The 17,728-nt window shown below is 63.2% G+C and carries 12 protein-coding genes and 1 pseudogene; 7 read left to right on the plus strand and 6 right to left on the minus strand.

What is annotated here, in order from left to right; genetic code table 11:
• Nucleotides 1–153 precede the first annotated feature (153 nt).
• Entirely contained in the window at nucleotides 154–615 is a 462-nt protein-coding gene (locus IB264_RS10095) for a DUF3828 domain-containing protein (RefSeq protein ID WP_063963317.1), read from the minus strand.
• A 452-nt stretch (nucleotides 616–1,067) separates the two neighbouring features.
• On the opposite strand from IB264_RS10095, the gene dusA reads away from it, so the two are divergent.
• Entirely contained in the window at nucleotides 1,068–2,159 is a 1,092-nt protein-coding gene (gene dusA, locus IB264_RS10100; protein ID WP_025427310.1) for a tRNA dihydrouridine(20/20a) synthase DusA, read from the plus strand.
• A 551-nt stretch (nucleotides 2,160–2,710) separates the two neighbouring features.
• Here dusA and IB264_RS10105 read toward each other — a convergent pair.
• Nucleotides 2,711–2,923, minus strand: coding sequence for a cold-shock protein (locus tag IB264_RS10105; protein WP_025427309.1), 213 nt, complete (start codon nucleotides 2,921–2,923; stop codon nucleotides 2,711–2,713).
• 1,087 nt (nucleotides 2,924–4,010) lie between these two features.
• Here IB264_RS10105 and IB264_RS10110 point away from each other — a divergent pair.
• The 4 genes and pseudogenes from IB264_RS10110 to IB264_RS10125 all read left to right on the plus strand — a co-directional run.
• Nucleotides 4,011–4,580, plus strand: a complete 570-nt coding sequence (locus IB264_RS10110; RefSeq protein WP_107027611.1) for a J domain-containing protein — start codon at nucleotides 4,011–4,013, stop codon at nucleotides 4,578–4,580.
• Between the two features lie 469 nt (nucleotides 4,581–5,049).
• On the plus strand, nucleotides 5,050–5,772 hold the full coding sequence (locus tag IB264_RS10115; protein WP_025427307.1) for an LssY C-terminal domain-containing protein: 723 nt from the start codon (nucleotides 5,050–5,052) through the stop codon (nucleotides 5,770–5,772).
• A 284-nt stretch (nucleotides 5,773–6,056) separates the two neighbouring features.
• Complete coding sequence (locus IB264_RS10120; RefSeq protein WP_025427306.1) at nucleotides 6,057–6,812, plus strand: DUF4239 domain-containing protein; 756 nt, start codon at nucleotides 6,057–6,059, stop codon at nucleotides 6,810–6,812.
• 12 nt (nucleotides 6,813–6,824) lie between these two features.
• Nucleotides 6,825–7,004 (plus strand): annotated as a pseudogene (locus IB264_RS10125) (molecular chaperone DnaJ); the annotation flags it as partial.
• Between the two features lie 575 nt (nucleotides 7,005–7,579).
• On the opposite strand, the gene uvrB reads toward IB264_RS10125, so the two are convergent.
• Entirely contained in the window at nucleotides 7,580–10,618 is a 3,039-nt protein-coding gene (uvrB, locus tag IB264_RS10130) for an excinuclease ABC subunit UvrB (protein ID WP_025427304.1), read from the minus strand.
• A gap of 646 nt (nucleotides 10,619–11,264) precedes the next feature.
• Here uvrB and IB264_RS10135 point away from each other — a divergent pair.
• Nucleotides 11,265–12,332, plus strand: a complete 1,068-nt coding sequence (locus IB264_RS10135) for a FecR domain-containing protein (RefSeq protein WP_025427303.1) — start codon at nucleotides 11,265–11,267, stop codon at nucleotides 12,330–12,332.
• Nucleotides 12,333–12,404: 72 nt separating this feature from the next.
• Here IB264_RS10135 and IB264_RS10140 read toward each other — a convergent pair whose 3' ends face one another.
• Together IB264_RS10140 and IB264_RS10145 are read right to left on the minus strand one after the other, a co-directional pair.
• A complete protein-coding gene (locus IB264_RS10140) occupies nucleotides 12,405–14,576 on the minus strand; it encodes a CHASE2 domain-containing protein (protein WP_025427302.1) in 2,172 nt (723 codons plus the stop codon).
• Between the two features lie 6 nt (nucleotides 14,577–14,582).
• A complete protein-coding gene (locus IB264_RS10145) occupies nucleotides 14,583–16,337 on the minus strand; it encodes an adenylate/guanylate cyclase domain-containing protein (protein ID WP_025427301.1) in 1,755 nt (584 codons plus the stop codon).
• Between the two features lie 305 nt (nucleotides 16,338–16,642).
• On the opposite strand from IB264_RS10145, the gene IB264_RS10150 reads away from it, so the two are divergent.
• Nucleotides 16,643–17,305 (plus strand): aspartate/glutamate racemase family protein, encoded by a 663-nt coding sequence (locus IB264_RS10150; protein ID WP_025427299.1) that lies wholly within the window; start codon nucleotides 16,643–16,645, stop codon nucleotides 17,303–17,305.
• Nucleotides 17,306–17,504: 199 nt separating this feature from the next.
• Here the strand turns inward: IB264_RS10150 and IB264_RS10155 are convergent, their stop codons facing one another.
• The gene (locus tag IB264_RS10155; RefSeq protein WP_025427298.1) at nucleotides 17,505–17,726 is read right to left on the minus strand and encodes a hypothetical protein; all 222 of its coding nucleotides are present in this window, start codon (nucleotides 17,724–17,726) and stop codon (nucleotides 17,505–17,507) included.
• Nucleotides 17,727–17,728: the final 2 nt, after the last annotated feature.

Genomic DNA, 17,728 nt, shown 5'->3' on the forward strand with positions numbered 1-17,728 from the left:
CCTTGTTCCTGCCTTCTGTATCGATACAGGGACGCTGCCCTAATCGCCTGTGATACCGCCTGTCAAGCCGAAGATGCTTGCGTCTGGTTGTTTGCGCGGCCCGGCCACCTGCGAATTCGTTTCCGTGCTGCGGTTCGAGCCATATCTACCGCTTCAATATTGCGCGTTGGCGAAGATCTCGCTCAACGTCCACCGGGTATCGCCCTCGGTGCTTTCGATGTCGTCGACCTGCCAGTTTCCGGCTTCGTTCATCAGACTGTAGCGCAGGGTGACGGGCGCCGAAAAATTCTCGAAGCGCACGGTGACGACAGCGGATGGGCCGGTGATTTCGGCCTTGCCGATGCGCAGGTTGGCGATGTCCCAATCCTGCCCGTTGATGACGGGGTCGAAGCCGATGGCGCCGACCTCACCCTGGCTCTTCTCCGCGTCGGTCTCGTAAAGCTTGGTGAGATCGTTGGAGAAAAACGCGTCGCGCTCCGAGGTGTCGCCGTCGCCAAGATATGGCGCATAGAGCGCCTCGATGAGCGCGGTCGGGGACCTGAATGGCTGAGCCCAGGCGCCTGTTGCAACCGCCGTCGCAAGCCCCAGCACAAAAGCAAATATGACATTTTGCATGAATGGTCCCCGATCGAGTCGCCTGTGATTTTTTATCAAGGATGACGGCTCGAGCGTGAGCCATTTTTGGTGCGTTTTTGCGCCCGGCTTTCCGGCCCCGCCGAACTGCCTCCGCCCGACGAAGGCTTCGGATGTCGCGACGCAAGTCTTGCAGGCGGCAGGGCGCAAGCCATCAAAGTCTGCCAGAAACTCTGGCGCGAAATGAAGCGTCTGTCGCAACAGCCCGTGGCGTTGCCGGCATTTCTGATCCGAAGCGTCCCGCCGTGCCGTTCGCGTGAGCAGCCACGCCCGATGACGGCGATCCGCAGCCAGGAGCCTTGCTGCCCGTCAAAGGCTCGCTTTCTTGCCTGCGCCATTATATAAGCCGGCAACGGTACAAGACGCTGGCCGTCGGCGGGCGCGTGGCCATCGCGCTGCCCTTTGCCGCCGCGAGCGAACAAGAGACAGAAGAAATGACTGAGAACGCAGCAAAATCTGCGGCCGGAAGAGCGTATTTCAAGGCTCCGATCTTCGCCGTGGCGCCGATGATCGACTGGACCGATCGGCACTACCGGTTTTTTGCGCGCCGGCTTTCGCGGCATGCGCTGCTCTATACCGAGATGATCGTCGCCGACGCGATCCTCAGGGGCGATCGGGTGAAGCTGCTCGGTTTTGATGCGTCGGAGCATCCGGTGGCGCTGCAGCTGGGCGGCAGCGATCCGCGCAAGATGGCGGAGGCGGCCCGCATTGCCGAAGCGTTCGGCTATGACGAAATCAACATGAATGTCGGCTGCCCGTCCGACCGGGTGCAATCCGGCACTTTTGGCGCCTGCCTGATGCAGGAGCCTGGCGTGGTGGCGGAATGCGTGGCGGCGATGAAGGCCACGGTCACGATCCCGGTGACGGTGAAATGCCGCATCGGCGTCGACGAGCAGGATCCGGAAGTGGCGTTGCGCGATCTGGTGTCGCGCGTCGTCGACGCCGGTACGGACGCGGTCTGGGTCCATGCCCGCAAAGCCTGGCTGCAGGGGCTCTCGCCCAAGGAAAACCGCGACATCCCGCCGCTCGACTACGCTCTCGTGCACCGGCTGAAGGCTGAAAACCCTAATCTTTTCATCGGCCTCAACGGCGGACTTCAGACTTTGAATCAGTCGCTTGACGAGCTCAAGCATCTCGATGGCGTGATGCTCGGTCGGGCCGCCTATCACGACAGCGCCATGCTTTCGTCGGTCGATGGCTTTTTCCCGCATCCGCTGACCGGCGCGCCGACGCTGATTCACGACGCTGCCGACTTCTCAGAGCGCGGCCACCGGCTGGACCTGTCCTTCTGGGCGGAATTGCGCGAAGCGATGGCCGATTATGCGGCCGGCCACATCGCCAATGGCGGCCGGCTCGCCCATGTCACGCGGCATATGGTCGGGCTGTTCCAGGGCTGGCCGGGTGCACGGCGCTACCGCCAGATCCTGTCGTCTGACGCCACCCGCCAAGGGGCTGGGCCGGAGGTCATCCACGCCGCCTTCGATGCCGTGTTCGAGGCGGCAGCCGCAAAGCAGGCGGCCGAGTAGGTCCGGAGACGTCGCGGAACGTCATCCTCTGCATGTCGCAGAGGGCCAGCGTCGGCACGGCCGGAATGTCTCACATGGCGACTAGGGACTGCGCCTACAGCTGCAACCTTGCGCCGCGGACGCGGCGCTGCTGGATTTCTGTGACGAGCACAGAAATGAGGGGCGACTTGTTCGAGGCAGAGCGGTGGCCCCGCTTGCTGGCCACATGGTGTGTTGTCGATCCTCACGGTGATCGAGAACGCCTGAGGCCAAATGAAAAGAGCTGGCGGACCCGCCAACATCGGCCGTCGTCCTCACACCGACGCGAGTCTCTCATTTGAGCCGGCGCCATACTCAGCCTTGAACCGCTGTCATCCTCGGCCTTGAGCCGATGATCCCCCTGGCCGCCCCGCGAATACTTGCGGATGCGGATGCCGAGGTCTCCTCGGTCGAAGCGAAGGCGGCTTCCGGCCAATGCGTCGGCACCCGCCCCGACACAAACCAACAGCCCAAACGAAAACGGCGCCCCCTGGGGAGCGCCGCTTCCAAAAAGTCCAGTCGGACGATCCGGCTTACGAAGCCTGGATGTTGACGGCCTTCGGGCCCTTGCCCATGCGGTCAGCTTCGGTGTCGAACGTGACAACCTGGCCGTCCTTCAGCGTAGCAAGGCCAGCGGCCTGTACAGCGGAGATGTGGACGAATACGTCCTTAGCGCCGCCGTCCGGCGTGATGAAACCAAAACCCTTGTCCTGGTTGAAGAATTTTACGGTGCCCTTAGTGGCCATGGAAGAAGTCCTTTTCCTTCAGTCTTAAAGCTATACCCGCGCCCCCGTGAGGATGTGGGTGTGTCGTCTTCCGCATACAAGCGGATAGGCGTCGAGTAGTCACGATAACGGGGAAAGAACGTCCATTTGCCGCTTCCGGCCGGCCCGGCAAGCCGGGCACAAAAGAGAAAGTCCAGTCTCCGGGATTGAAAACGCCCGAACGGTAGCAGCAGTGACAGTATTTGCAAAAAAACGCAAGAGCCATTCGCGCGGCTTATTTCGGGAAAATGTGCCGCCAACCACAGCATTCTCAGGGGTTTTGGGCTTCTGCAATTCAAAGCGCCACAGCGACCTTGGCGCGTCTGATTAGACGCGCGGCGCTGTAGCGGCTGCCGCTTGGTGCAGACGAACGGCGAGGGGACGCAGAGCCGGGCGGGCTATCGGCGAGCATGTTGCAGACTGCCGCGTTCCGGCCGCTGGATGATCGCGATCTTGGTGTCATTCCTCAGCGGGCAACCATCGCCGCTATCGGCAAAAGTGGAAGAGGCGACCAAGGTTTTGGGGCAGGCGCGTGCCGCAGAAAAGAGCGAAGGTCACCCGCGGCGGGCGGAGTGCGTGTGAGGGCCGTTGATGGCGACGTCCGTTGATTGTCGCGGCCACGCGCGGGCCGATAAGCAGCCGAACAAGCGGGCCGAACGCGCATCGGTTTCCGCGTGCGCCAAGGTGCGTCGCCCTTCGATGGGCCGCCTTCCGGCCATCGCTCCTGTTGCGGGCGACGCAGGTCACGTGGTCGGTTTGCGCCGTAACCATTGGTCCTGCATGGAAAAATCGGGGACGGCCCGTTTCCGACCACAATTTCGTCCCGACCACGGACGAACGTGCGCGCCGCCGCGTCGGAAGGGCGAGTGCTTCGGCGCGCCTCGACTTGATGAACGCGGCGCCCGGATGCGGTGATGATCCCATCACGCCGCATCAGCACTTGAACAAGTTTGGGATAACGCGCAGGCTTTACCGGTGATTGGTTCCGGTCTTCGGTTGCGTGCGTTAGGTCAGGCGGAGAAATCGGAATGCGAGACGAACAGGGGGCAGCGTGATCGATCCCTACGAGATGCTTGGCGTGGACCGCGACGCGAACGACCAGGCCATCCGCACGGCCTATCGCAAGGCGGCCAAGGCGGCCCATCCCGACTCGGGCGGCGATGCCGAGCAATTCGCCCGGCTGCAGGCGGTCTATGATCTCCTGAAGGATCCGGTGCGCCGCAAGGTCTTTGACGACACCGGCTACGACCCGCAGCTCGCCGAGCCGCGCGACCTCAAGGGCCTGATGATGCTGGAGACCCTGGTCAACGACTTCATTCTCGACGAGCGCGAGCCCGGCAGCTTCGACCCCGTCGCCGCCATGCGCCGCAAGCTTTCCGACGATATCGTCAAGAGCCGCTTCCACATCCTCGAGCTGGAGCGCCACCGCGCCCGCGTGCGAAAACACCTCGACCGCCTCGGCCGCCGGCCGGAAACCGACGTCCTCGGCTCGATGCTGCGCGCCCGCTCACGCTCGATCGCCGAGGCGATCAAGACCACCGAAGAGCAGATCAAGACGATCGAGCAGGCCTATGAAATGCTGGAAGGCTATTCCTACGAGCTGGAGGCGCTGGAGGTAAAGGCGCACGCCGCGGAGTAGCGCTGCTCGCATCTTGCCGCAGAAGGCAAGGGAGCCGTGCCGCTCGCCACTCGCGGCCCGACGCCGGCAGCCTGCGGACGTTCTGCCTCCAACTGGCCGTCACTGCGCTTGAAAACGCGGCGATCCGGTTCGCGTACAGCGCCGCGCGTCTTAATCAGACGCGCAAAGTCGCTGCAGCACTTTGAATGGCCGCCTGTTTTGCTATGGGCTTTGCGAGATGCAGGAATACTCGTCAACGGCGTGCAGCTGCAGCCGTCTGCACCATACTCGACGGTCGTTTTTGGGACACGCAAGGCGGTCGCGTCGGTTCAGAGCGCAGGGAATGAGTTTGCGGCGGTGGTGGCGGAACGGAGACGGGCTGGTGCAGGATCGGCATGACCATAACCACACGTTGCTTTCCTGGCTGTTTCAGGTTTAGCTGATATCGCCTTTAGCTGATATCACCGCACCGGGACTAGGGTGAACGCAGATGACCCGTCGCAGGAAACTTCATGCATCTCTGAGCGTCCTGGCGGTTGTGCTGGTCGCCTATCTGCTGGTCAGCTATTTCCTGCTGCCGGAGCTCTGGATCTTTCACGACAGGAGCCGGGTTGACGATTTTAGCGCCATGGTCACCACCACCGAGCAGGATATTCCCGGCGACCCTATCAACGTCGGCCTCGTTGGCTCCAAGGAACAGGTGATCCGCGCCTTCGCCGCGGCCGGCTGGGATCCGGCCGACAAGATAACCCTGCGATCCTCCGTCGACATCGGATTGAGCGTGGTGCTCGATCGGCCGGACCTCGATGCACCGGTCAGCCCTTTGTTCTTCGAGGGCCGGAAACAGGATCTGGCGTTTGAAAAGCCCGTCGGTAACAGCGCCGACGAGCGAAACCACGTGCGCTTCTGGCAGACCAAACATACCGGCTCGGATGGCAAGCCGCTTTGGCTCGGCTCGGCCAGCTTCGACCGCGGTGTCGGCTTCAGCCACGACACCGGCCAGATCACCCACCATATCGGCCCGAACCTGGACGCAGAGCGAGACTTGGTCATCGGCGATTTGCAAAAGGCCGGACAGGTTTCCTCGACCTACGACATCCCCGGCATAGGCGCCACCACGACCGGCCGCAACGGCGGTGGCGATCCCTATTTTACCGATGGCAAGGCGCTGGTTGGAGTGCTGGGGCAGGTGACGGCTGGCACTGGCGGCTAAAGCGTGGCCCGCAAGACGATGGCTCAAGCTCGGCGATGTCGTGAACTGACCACCGGGCTGCCGCGGATTCGAGACCGTCGGCCAACACCTCAGCCGTTGCGGACTTTGATAAAGTTCCTATCCTACAGCGCCGCGCATCTGACTAGATGGGCAAAGGTCGCTGTAGCACTTTGAACTGCTGCATGTTTCTTTAAAGCGAATAGGATTTAAGGAAACATGCAGTAGCCGCCCATGGGACGCGCCAGACGGACAGAGGGCAGTGGAATAACGGGAACGGGGCCGGAATGAGTGCGATCTTGATTGCCGTTGCCGCGTTCCTTTGCCTGAGTGTGGCGGCGCTTGGCATGATGCACCTCTATCCGAAGCTGCCGGCGCGTCATCGCGATGATGACACCAATACCGTCGTGCGGCTCGTTGCCAATATCTTCGTGGTCATGGCGTCGTTGGTCTTCGGCCTGATGATCAATTCGGCCAAGAATACGTTCGAGGGGATCGACGACAATGTGCATTCCTTCGCCATCAATCTGATCCTTCTCGACCGGACGCTCAGGACCTATGGCCTCGCCGGCAACGATGCGCGGCAATATCTGATCGCCTATGTAGAGGGGGTGATTGCCGATCCCGAAAGGGTCGACAATGTGCAGCACCAGGGACCCAATTCCACGCAACAGCGGCTGGATACGGTCGGTAGCAGCCTCGCGGCCATTCAGCCCGCCGACAGCCTGCATGAATCCATGCTGGTGAGTGCCCGCCAGCAATATAACCGCATCGTCGAACAGCGCTGGACGATCGTCGAGCAATCGGAAGGCGCAATACCGATGCCCGTCATCGGCATGCTGATGGCGTGGATGACGCTGATCTTCGCCAGCTTCGGCTATCGCGCGCCGCAAAACGTCGTGGTCGTCGCCATGTTCGTGGTTTCGGCGATGTTCATCGCCGCCTCTGTCTATGTCGTGCTCGACATGGACATTCCGTTCACCGGCGCGATCCTGATTTCAGATGCGCCCCTGCATAGGGCGCTGGCGGAGATGAAGCTGTAGCGCGGAGCGGTGATGCATGCTGGGCTAGCCGCTGCCGTCCGCAAAGCTTTGCGCGATTCCGGGCAATTTGCCCGGCTGCAGGCGGCCTGCGTTCTCCTGAAGGATCTGGTGCGCCGGAAGATCCATGCCGACACCGGCTACGATCCGCAACTCGCCGAGCCGCGCGACCTCAAGGGCCTGATGATGCAGGAGCTTGATAGGCACAGGGGGGGTGGAGTTGAATTAGCCAGCCCATCATTCGATTAAGACGTGCGGGGGTACTCAAGCCATCGGGCCGGAGCGCGGTCTTATGGAAAGCTAAAGCAGAGGAAGCCCACGTGGCCGCATAAGGCAGTCCTGTTTGGCCAGGCCGCCTGAGGCGACGGAACTGGATGAGTTCAGTTCTGCCGAATGATTGACGACTCTGCGGCTGCTCTCCCAAAAAGAACTATGCTTTGATGTAGCGGAAGTTAAACGCAGATGCGTTCTCATTTACGGGTTTGATTCGACCGGAACCTCTCAGTTTCTGGAGTGCCAATTTAACTTTCTGCATATCATCCTCGCCGCGCGGTCATCTCGTCTGGTCAGGTCACGTCGACAAGATACTCATAGAAGTGGATCCCAAGCTTGACGCCAGCGATAGGCTTTGCAACCCGCGCCGCCCTCACATTGAATGGCGCTGCGCCTTGAGAAAGGTCCTATCCTTGGCGCGTCTGGTTCGCGCATACTGGGCGTGGTGTGATGAGAGCTGCGCCGGGATAACGCAAACTTGTTCGCCGTTGCCGACGCTACTTCCCCGGCCGCCCCGTCTTGCCCTTCGTCCGCCCCTTCTGACGCTTTTCGTCGACGGGGTCTTCATAGGAACCGACGCCCGGTTTGGCGCGGATGAGCGGCTTGTCCGGCACCTTGCCGATGACGGGTTTTTCGGTGCGGCCGACAGTCATTTCGTCGAGGCTGTTCTTGCGGAAGAGCGATTGGCTCTCGGCATCCTTGCGGCCGGCCGGCGTTGCCACGTCGCGGCCCATTTCGTCGAGTTCGGGCTTGCGAAACAGCGGGCGTTCGGTGTCGGTGCCCGGACCCATGTCGTCGAGCGACGGTTTCTGGAACAGGGAATTGTCGTCCGCGATGGTGGTGGGTCCTCGGCTCAAGGCTGAGGATGACGGCGAGGGGGAGGCCTTACCGCTATTTGGTGCCGTTGCCTTTTTCCGCCCCGTTCCACCTTCGATCGCCTTGGCTTCTTCCCGTGCCATCGGGTCGTCCATGGCGGCGAGTTCGGCGGCTTTGAGGCGCTTGATCTCGTCGCGCAGGCGGGCGGCCTTTTCGAAGTCGAGGTCGGCGGCGGCGTCGCGCATCTGCTTTTCCAGCGCGTTGAGGTGCGCCTGGAGGTTGTTGCCGACGAGGTGGCCGCCATCGGCAAAGCCCTTGCCGGCGACGCCGGAGATGTCGGCGCGCACGTGGTCCTTCTCGTAGACCGAGTCGAGGATGTCGGAGATCTTTGCCTTTACTGATTCCGGCGTGATGCCGTTGGCCTCGTTAAAGGCCATCTGCTTTTCGCGGCGGCGGCTGGTTTCGTCCATGGCGCGCTGCATCGACCCGGTGATCTGGTCGGCATAGAGGATGACCTTGCCGTCGACGTTACGCGCGGCACGGCCGATGGTCTGCACCAGCGACGTCTCCGAGCGCAAAAAGCCTTCCTTGTCGGCGTCGAGGATGGCGACGAAGCCGCATTCGGGAATGTCGAGGCCTTCGCGCAGGAGGTTGATGCCGACGAGCACGTCGAAAGCACCCAAACGAAGATCGCGGATGATCTCGATGCGCTCCAGCGTGTCGATGTCGGAGTGCATGTAGCGGACGCGAATGCCCTGTTCGTGCAGGTATTCGGTCAGGTCCTCGGCCATGCGCTTGGTCAGCACCGTCACCAGCGTGCGGTAGCCGGCAGCGGCCGTCTCGCGGATTTCGCCCAGCACGTCGTCGACCTGGGTTTTCGCCGAGCGCACTTCCACCGGCGGATCGATCAGGCCGGTCGGGCGGATGACCTGTTCGGCAAAGACACCGCCGGACTGCTCCATTTCCCAGCTGCCGGGCGTGGCCGAAACCGCGACGGTGTCGGGGCGCATGGCGTCCCATTCCTCGAAGCGCAGCGGACGGTTGTCCATGCACGAGGGCAGGCGGAAGCCGTATTCGGCCAGCGTCGCCTTTCGGCGGAAGTCGCCGCGATACATGCCACCGATCTGGCTGACGGAGACGTGGCTCTCGTCGATGAACAGCAGCGCGTTGTCGGGGATGTATTCGAACAGCGTCGGCGGCGGCTCGCCGGGATTGCGGCCGGTGAGGTATCGCGAATAGTTCTCGATGCCGGCGCAGGAGCCGGTGGCCTCCAGCATTTCGATGTCGTAGCGGGTGCGCTGCTCCAGCCGCTGGGCTTCGAGGAGGCGGCCGCCCTTTTCCAACTCGGCCAGCCGGTGCTTCAGCTCTTCCTTGATCGCCTTGATGGCGCCGTTCAGCGTCGGGCGCGGGGTGACGTAGTGCGAGTTGGCGTAGATTTTTACCGATTTCAGGTCGCCGGTCTTCTGGCCGGTCAGCGGATCGAACTCGGTGATGGCGTCGATCTCGTCGCCGAACATGGAGATGCGCCAGGCGGCATCTTCCAAGTGGGCCGGAAAGATTTCGATGGTATCACCGCGCACGCGAAACGAGCCGCGCTGGAAATCCATGTCGCGGCGCTTGTATTGCTGCGCCACCAGGTCGGCCAGCAGCTGCCGCTGGTCGAGCGTGTCACCGACGCTCATCTGGAAGGTCATGGCGGTATAGGTCTCGACCGAGCCGATACCGTAGATGCACGAGACCGAGGCGACGATGATGCAGTCGTCGCGCTCCAGCAGCGAGCGGGTGGCCGAGTGGCGCATGCGGTCGATCTGCTCGTTGATCGAGGATTCCTTCTCGATGAAGGTGTCCGAGCGCGGCACGTAGGCTTCCGGCTGGTAGTAGTCGTAATAGGAGACGAAGTACTCGACCGCGTTGTCGGGGAAGAAGTTCTTGAACTCGGAATAGAGCTGGGCGGCCAAGGTCTTGTTGGGCGCGAGGATGACGGCGGGGCGCTGGGTCGCCTCGATCACCTTGGCCATGGTGAAGGTCTTGCCCGAGCCGGTGACGCCGAGCAGCACCTGGCTGCGCTCGCCGGAGGCAAGGCCCTCGACGAGATCGGCGATCGCCGTCGGCTGATCGCCGGCGGGCTCGTAGTCGGAGACCATGCGGATCTCGATGCCGCCTTCGGATTTCGGCGGCCGGGCAGGGCGGTGCGGCGTCCAGAGCTTGCCGTCCTTGAACAGCGGATTGCCGCTCTCGATCAGCGCCGACAGCGCCTCCACGGTGGCGGTGACGCCGGAAGTGGACAGCTTGTCGGCATCCTCAAGCGACACGTCGAGGCCGGCGACCGGATTGAGGCCCGCCGCGGCGCGCGTCTTCGGGTCGGTCGTGCCGCCCATGGACGTCCCGCGGGACGTCCTTCCGCTCACGCTGTCGGCGCCTTGCGCCTTCGCTCCGCGTGGGCCTCGCATTGGCTCGGACGCCCCTTCGGGCTTGCGGCCTGCGGCCGATTTCGCGGCGATCTCCACCTTCTTGCGGTGCTTGCCGGCCTTGGAGGCGACCTCGCGCTGGCTCTCGAAGGCGGAAGCCTCGGCATCGGCCTCGAGCTGTTTCACCCAATCGGAGACGTTGCCGGATAGCGGCGTTCCCGACAGCGGCGCCTGCGGGGCTTCCTCGAAGCGGCCGGGCACTGTGGTTTTCCTGGGGGGATTTTTTGCAGACTTCTTCGGATCCTGGGCCATGGCGGGAATATGGACAGAGTCATAACGAAAATAAAGGGGGAATGAGTACAAAAGGGAAACGAAATGCATGGATTCTTCCGGGTGTTTACCGGTCCTGGGGCGACGGTTTGCCCATGTCGGTGGCCGAGCTTGCCCGCCAACGGGGAGAGGTAGTCTGCGGGCGCATGTGCGACCCCCGATCTAGCAAGATCAACTGGAGCTTGCAGTCGTTCCAACTGCTGCATCTTGCCGTCATCGGTTCCGGCTCAAGAAAACAGCCGGCAATGACGCCAGTCGCAGCTGAAAGCGCGACGCTTGCATCGTGTGCATCTTGGCTTCCCTATGGCCCGGCGGAAGCAGACTACCAGCCCGTTCGCCTTGGCCAGGCAATGCCCACCGTTTCCTCGTCTTCCTGTCGGCTCACGGCAGCTTTCGACGGGTGACTTCCGGTGTGTCGGTGCATTGAGTTGTCTATCTGGCGTTGTATTTGCGCCTGCCGTTCGTGAGGCAACATGCACGGCGCATCTGGCGTTTTGGACGTATTGTTTTCGCGCCGGCAACGGGGAGGGGTTAGCTTTTGCTAGTTCTGGTTGCCGCCGGTTACCTCGAATGGGCGAGCAGACATCCGGCCATGCCGCGTGGTAAAAAGAGTGGTTTGGAGGGGCTCATGTCGCGTTTGCGCAGTGCCGCACTCATCGCTGTTAGTGCCACGCTTTTTTGTCCAGTGCCGAGCTTTACTGCCGAGCCCATTGGCCAGGCAGTCTCGATCAGGACGGAAGTCTCCGGCAAGAGTGGTCCGTTGGCGGTCAGGGACCCGGTCTACCGGGATGAACGGATCCGGACGTCAAAGTCCGGCCTTGGACAATTCGTCTTTCAGGACGGGACCAAGCTGGCTGTCGGCTGGGGATCATCCGTGGTCATCGATCAGTTCGTCTATGACGGCAGCAAGTCGGTGAAGAAACTGACGATCATGGCCGCCAAGGGAACCTTTCGCTGGGTCAGCGGCAAATCCAAACATTCGGCTTACGAAATCGTCACGCCGGCCGGCACCATCGGCGTGCGCGGCACGGCGTTCGATTTTTATGTCGGCAGCGATGGAACGACCGCGATGGTGCTGCTCAGCGGCGCGGCGAGCTTCTGCGGCGCCGGCGGATGTCGCCAGCTGACGCAGCGCTGCGACTGTGTGGTGGCAAAGCCCGGCGGCGCCGTCAGCCAGGCCAGCCGTGTCAACCGCCGTACGCTGCAAGCACTCGGCAACGCCCAGGCCTTGCCGTTCTTGTCTGGCGGCCAGCGGCTTTCCGGCGCCATGGGTTGGGCCGGAGGCGGCTGCGGGCTACGGGCTGCAATCCAGCGCGAGAGTTCTCCGGCGCAGCAACCGGATCCGGTCGTCCGCGAAGAGCCTAAGCCGGAAACGCCGCGACCACAAAAGCAGCTTCGCGAACAGGGCCATGACAAGCATGATCGAGGTGTGAAGCACGATCGAGGTGAGAAGCATGATCGCGGTGGCGAGAAGCACGACCAGGGCCGCGACAAGCAGGATCAAGGCGGCGACAATCAGGATCAGGGCGGCGACAACAACGACACCGGACCTGGCAGCACGGAACAGAGCAGCGGCAATCAGACCAACGGCACTCAGAGCAGCGCCGGCCAGAACGTCGGCGCCCAGAGTGGCGGCAACAGCCAGGATGGCGGCAAACGCGGCGGTGGCGACCGTGGTCGCAACACCGGTGAGTAGCAGGAGACCGCGCAATAGGTGCCCCACCGGGCTGCCAAACGCGTCCTTGATGGTGACAATGACGATTGATCGCTACTCGGCGATTCGGCTTTCCTGCTCGGCGGGAACATCGATGAAATGCTCCGCCCGGCGAGTGATCCTGCCGTAGAAGGTCACCAGACCCGGCGTGATCGCCGCCGCCTTGAGCTTGGCGGCATTGGCCAGGCTGCGGCTGGTCGAGGCGCGTGCACGCAGGTTTTCGATCAGCCTCGAATGTAGTCTGTGCAACTCACCGAAGTCGAGCGAAGAGGCGACGCCTTCGTCGCCGGCGACGGCAAAGAGCCGGGTTCGCGTCGTCTTTCCCTTCAGCCCCAGGGCGCCTGCTTCCAGCAGCGCGCAACCGGGCAGCGCCTGCGCCGTCGCTTCCGATACGAGAATGTCGAAGCTCACCTCCTTGCACGCCGCCTCGATGCGGGCGGCGATGTTGACCGTGTCGCCAACAGCCGAATAGTTGAAGCGCGTCTCGGCGCCCATGTTGCCGACACAGGCGATCCCCGTATGGATACCGATGCCGATACCGACCGCCTGCGTCGCGCCGAAACCGAAGGCGTCGTCGGCATTGAGCCGCGCCAAGGTCTCACGCATGCCGAGCGCTGCCCGCAGCGCCTTTCGCGGATGGTTGGCGACATCGACCGGTGCGTTCCAGAAGGCCATGATCGAATCGCCGATGAACTTGTCGAGCGTGCCCTCATTGGCAATGACGTGCCGGCTCAGCGCATCGAGCAGGGTGTTGAGAAAGGTAACGACATCGGTCGGCGCCATGCGCTCGCTGATCTCGGTGAAGCTGCGCACGTCGACGAACATGACCGTCAGTTCTCGATCGTCGCCGCCGAGCCGAAGGGCGTTGCGATTGTGTTCGATCCGATAGAGCAACGACGGTGAGAGATAGCGGCCGAAGGCCTGGCGAACCTCGCGGCGCTCGCGGTCGGTGACGAGGAAGCGGAACGCCGTGGCCGAAAAATGGGTGATGGACGCCGCAAGGATCGGCGCCAGCGGATCGAAGAGCAGGCCGGCATAGGCGAACGCGACCCATGAGGCGACGAGCGCCAGCGCCGTGATCGCCATGCCGCAGGCAAGCGCCATGACGGGACTGACGAAAGTCGTCAACAGCACGAGCAGGCAGCCGGCAATCGCAATCGCCAGGATTTCCAGGCCATTGGCCCAGTCCGGGCGAGAGAGATAGTGGCCGGAGAGGATCTGCTCGACGATCTGGGCATGCAGCGAGACGCCGGGAACGTTCTGGCCGAGCGCCGTCGTGCGAACGTCCTGCAGGCCGGCGGCGGAGGTGCCGATGAACACGATGCTGCCTTCGATTGCCGCGCTGACGTCGGGAGACATGTCTCCATCCTCGAGAATGCGCCGTGCGGAGACATAGCGCTCGGTTGTATCGGGACTGACGTAGAGCCAGAGTTCGCCGGCGGCGGTCAAGGGCACGACGAAATCGCCGATCTTGGCAGCCGTCATCGTATCGGGCAGGTCGGGCGCGCCGGCGATGACATAGGTCGATGCGCCTTGCGCCACACGCAGCGCCTCCATTGCGAGACTAGGGTAGAGTTGCTGGCCGTCGCTCAGGAACAGGGGCACCGCTCGCACGACGGCCGAGGAGTCGCTGGGGTTGAGGCTGATATGGCCAAGACCGGCGGCATTGCTCTCCAGTTGCGGTCGCAGCGGCGTGGCCGACAGAATGCGCGGCGGTGCGCCGATCGGACTTTCGCCGGTGAAGGCGAAGCCCGCCTTGACCGGCGGCAGGTAGCTTCCTTCGTTGGTCAACCCGAAGCCGAGGACGACGGGCTTTTCCGCGATCGACTGTGCAAAGACCTCGTCATTGTCGGGCAGGCGCTCAAGCAGCGTGGGATCGATCTCCGGCACGTCGCGCAATACGTTGCGTGGCGACAGCCGATCCGGCTCGGCAAACAGGATGTCGAAGGCGATCGCCGACGCCCCCATCTCCGCCAGCCTGTCCGTCAGCTTCGCCAGCCGGTCTCGCGGCCAGGGCCATTGCCCGAAGGCGCGCAGCGAGGCTTCGTCGATATCGACGACCTTGACCGGCATCGGCTCGTAGGCGCGCGGGGACAGCCGCTGATATTCGTCGAAGGTGACGTCGCGCGCCTGTTTCAGAAGCTGCGGATCGCTGGCGCGCAGCAATGTCAGGACTACCACGACGGCCAGACCGATCACGACGCCGAGCTGTTGCGCACGTGTCATGGCGCCTCACGGTATAGCGGGCAGGCCCGCCTTGCGCAGCCCGTCGGTGAAATGCGCGTAGTCGGCGGGATCGACATAGGCGGTGAGGATCTGCCAGTAGCGCTTGAGATCAGAGGGGGCGTTGGCGATCGCCTCGTCGATAAGCTTGCAGGTATCCTCCGTGCGCCCGAGCTGGCCGAGGCAGGCGAGCACAACGACCAGATTGAAATAGGTGCGCCGCAACAGCAGTCCGCGCTCGGCATGGTGCTGCGCCTCCTCGTAATTGCCGAGATGATAGTGGGCAAGCGCGAGCCGGTTAAGGAAGAGATAGGTCAGCGGATCGTGCGGGCTCAGACGCAAGGCCTTGTGCAGTGGATCGAGCGCTTCGGCGAAGCGGCCGATGAAAATGCGGGCCCAGCCGAGTGCCATATAGGCCAATGCGAGATTGGGGTTGAGATCGATCGCCTGCTGCGCTTCGGCAACGGCCGCATGCGGACGATGGGCTGCGAAATTGGCAAGGCACATGACGTAGTGCGAATAGGGATCCCGATCTTCGAGCGCGATGGCGCGCTCGGCTGCGGCGAGCAGTTCAGTCCTGTCGCGGTCGATATCGTCGCTGAAGCCGAAGAAACATCGGGCGTAGAGCGAACGCGCCAGCATCATATGGGCGCGGCCGAAATCCGGATCGAGCGCGATGGCACGACGATGCCAGTCGATCGCCTCGGAGAAATGCGCGGCCGTGTCCTGGGCGTTGTGCAGCAGCGTGCCGCGCATATGGCATTCGTAGGCGTCGAGGTTCTCGGTGCCGCGCAACAGCGCTCGCCGATTTTCGCCGATCAGAATTTCCGGCTCGATGGCGGCGACGACGTGCTGGGTGAGTTCGTCCTGGATGGCGAAGATGTCCGCCACTTCGCGATCGAAGCGCTGCGCCCAGAGATGCACGCCGGTCTCGGCCTCGATCAATTGCCCGGTGACACGCACGCGGCTTCCTGATCGGCGCACGCTGCCCTCGACGATGTAGCGCACGCCGAGATCGCGGCCGATCTGCTTCGCGTCCGCTGCGTGCCCCTTGTAGGCGAAGGAGGAGTTCCGCGCGATGACGAAGAACCAGCGACAGAGCGAGAGCCCGGTGATGATGTCCTCGGTCAACCCGTCGGCGAAGTAGTCCTGGCCGGGATCGTCCGACATGTTGAGGAAGGGGAGCACGGCGATCGACGGCTTGTTCGGCAGGCGGAGCGGCATGCCGGGCAGGTCGGGCACCGTCGGGTCTTCGCGCCAGTCGACGCTGTGCACCAGCACCGGCCGCGGCATGTTCTTGAGCGTCTGCTCGCCGAGCTTGACCATGGGGAAGTCGAGCTTGCCCTCGATCTGGTCGTGCAGCGTTCCCGAGATGCAGACGCCGGCCGGTCGCGCCACCTGCTGCAGCCGCGCTGCGACGTTGACGCCGTCGCCCAACAGGTTTGTGCCTTCGACCACGACGTCGCCGAGATTGATGCCGATGCGGAACTCCATGCGTTTCTCCGGCGCCAGATCGGCATTGCGGCGTTGCAGGGCGCGCTGGATAGCAACGGCGGCGCGGACCCCCTGGACGGCGCTGTGGAACTCGGCGACGACGCTGTCACCGGCAGTGCTGAAAATGCGACCGCCATGCTCGGCGACGAGGTCGCCGATCGTGGCGCAATAGGTGCCCAGCGTCGCAAGCGTACCTTCCTCGTCGGTCGCGACGAGGCGACTATAGCCAGCGACATCGGCAGCGAGGATGACTGCGAGCTTCCGTTCCAAAGGGGCAAGCCCCTCCCGCGGCGTACAGCTAGAGGAAATTAAGGGTAACGTAATTTAGCAATATCTAGAAGCGCGAAAAGCGCGGCGATCGTGTGTCGGCATCGATTGCTGCGCCGATTTTGGGGCCATTTGCGGGCCGAAGGCGCTTTCGCCCGTGGATTGCACGTTTGAAGCGATGGAAGGACCTGCGTTGTGTTGGGGGCCTCAATCCCTGTTTCCAGCCGGCGACGTAACGTGCGAAGTTTACCGGCAGCGAGTGGCCGACGGCGACCGCAAAGCGCGAATCCAGCGTGAGGGAAAGCATCTTGATCATCGCGTGCCTGCATACCGCCGACAGCAACGTCGCCGTCTTCGAAGCCGCCGCGCGCGAACTCGGCCTTGCCGCGGGCGTGCTTCGCCATGCGGTGCGGCCGGACCTGCTCGAGGCTGCGGAACGGGCAGGCGGGCTCACCGACGATATAGCCGAGGAGACGGCTGCAGCGCTGACGGCGCTTGCAGGCGGCGCCGACGCCGTGCTCCTCACCTGTTCGACGCTCGGGCCGAGTACCGCGATCGTGCGTGAAGCGCCGGTGCCGGTGTTGCGGACTGATGCCGCGCTTGCCGAAAAGGCAGCGGCGATCGGAGAAAAGGTGGTGGCGCTCTGCGCCGTCGAAACGACCGTGGCGCCGACCACTGCGCTTTTTGCCGAGGCCACGAAGCGAAAGGGTGTGGCGCTCGAGGTGCGTCTCGTCGCAGGCGCATGGGGTCTGTTCAAGGCCGGTGACCGCGATGGCTATCTCGCCGCAATCGCCGATGCAGCCGACGCCGCCTATAACGATGGCGCGGCGATTGTCGCTCTCGCTCAAGCCTCCATGGCCGGGGCCGCCGAGCTTGTGCGTCGAGGAACGCGCCCCTTGACGAGCCCGTCTGCGGGGCTGAGCGCCGCGTTGGAACAGATCGCGCAGATGGCCTCGCGGGTTGCGCGATGAGTAGAGTGTTTGATTGTTGATTCAGGTGTTTAGGGCGAAGATTTAAAATTCGGAATCCGGTTGCCGGCGTCACGGATTGCCGGGACGCGGCGGGTCTATGCGGAGAGGATCTTTCGCCCAGCAGCCAATTTTGGAACCGTGCTGTCTTCCTTTCAACCCCGCCGGCTTGATTGCCCCAGACGTCGACCTCCATCGGGCGCTATGCCTCGATGGTCATTCGCGCCATCCAGAGGCGCTCGGCGCCGCCTTTGAAGATGAGGCGAAGCAGCCGCTCGACTGGTTCGTCAACCGGCTGACCATCGCCACGGTCATTGGCGGTTTCGATGCTGCCGGCGGGCTTGTGCGTTATGCGCCTGACGGTTCCGCCGGGGGCGGATCGCGTGTGGTTGGCGAAGATATGGGGATAAGCGTTTGTCTTCATGG

Origin of the sequence: Ensifer sp. ENS11, from assembly GCF_014851895.1 — a bacterium.
Lineage (GTDB): Bacteria > Pseudomonadota > Alphaproteobacteria > Rhizobiales > Rhizobiaceae > Ensifer > Ensifer canadensis.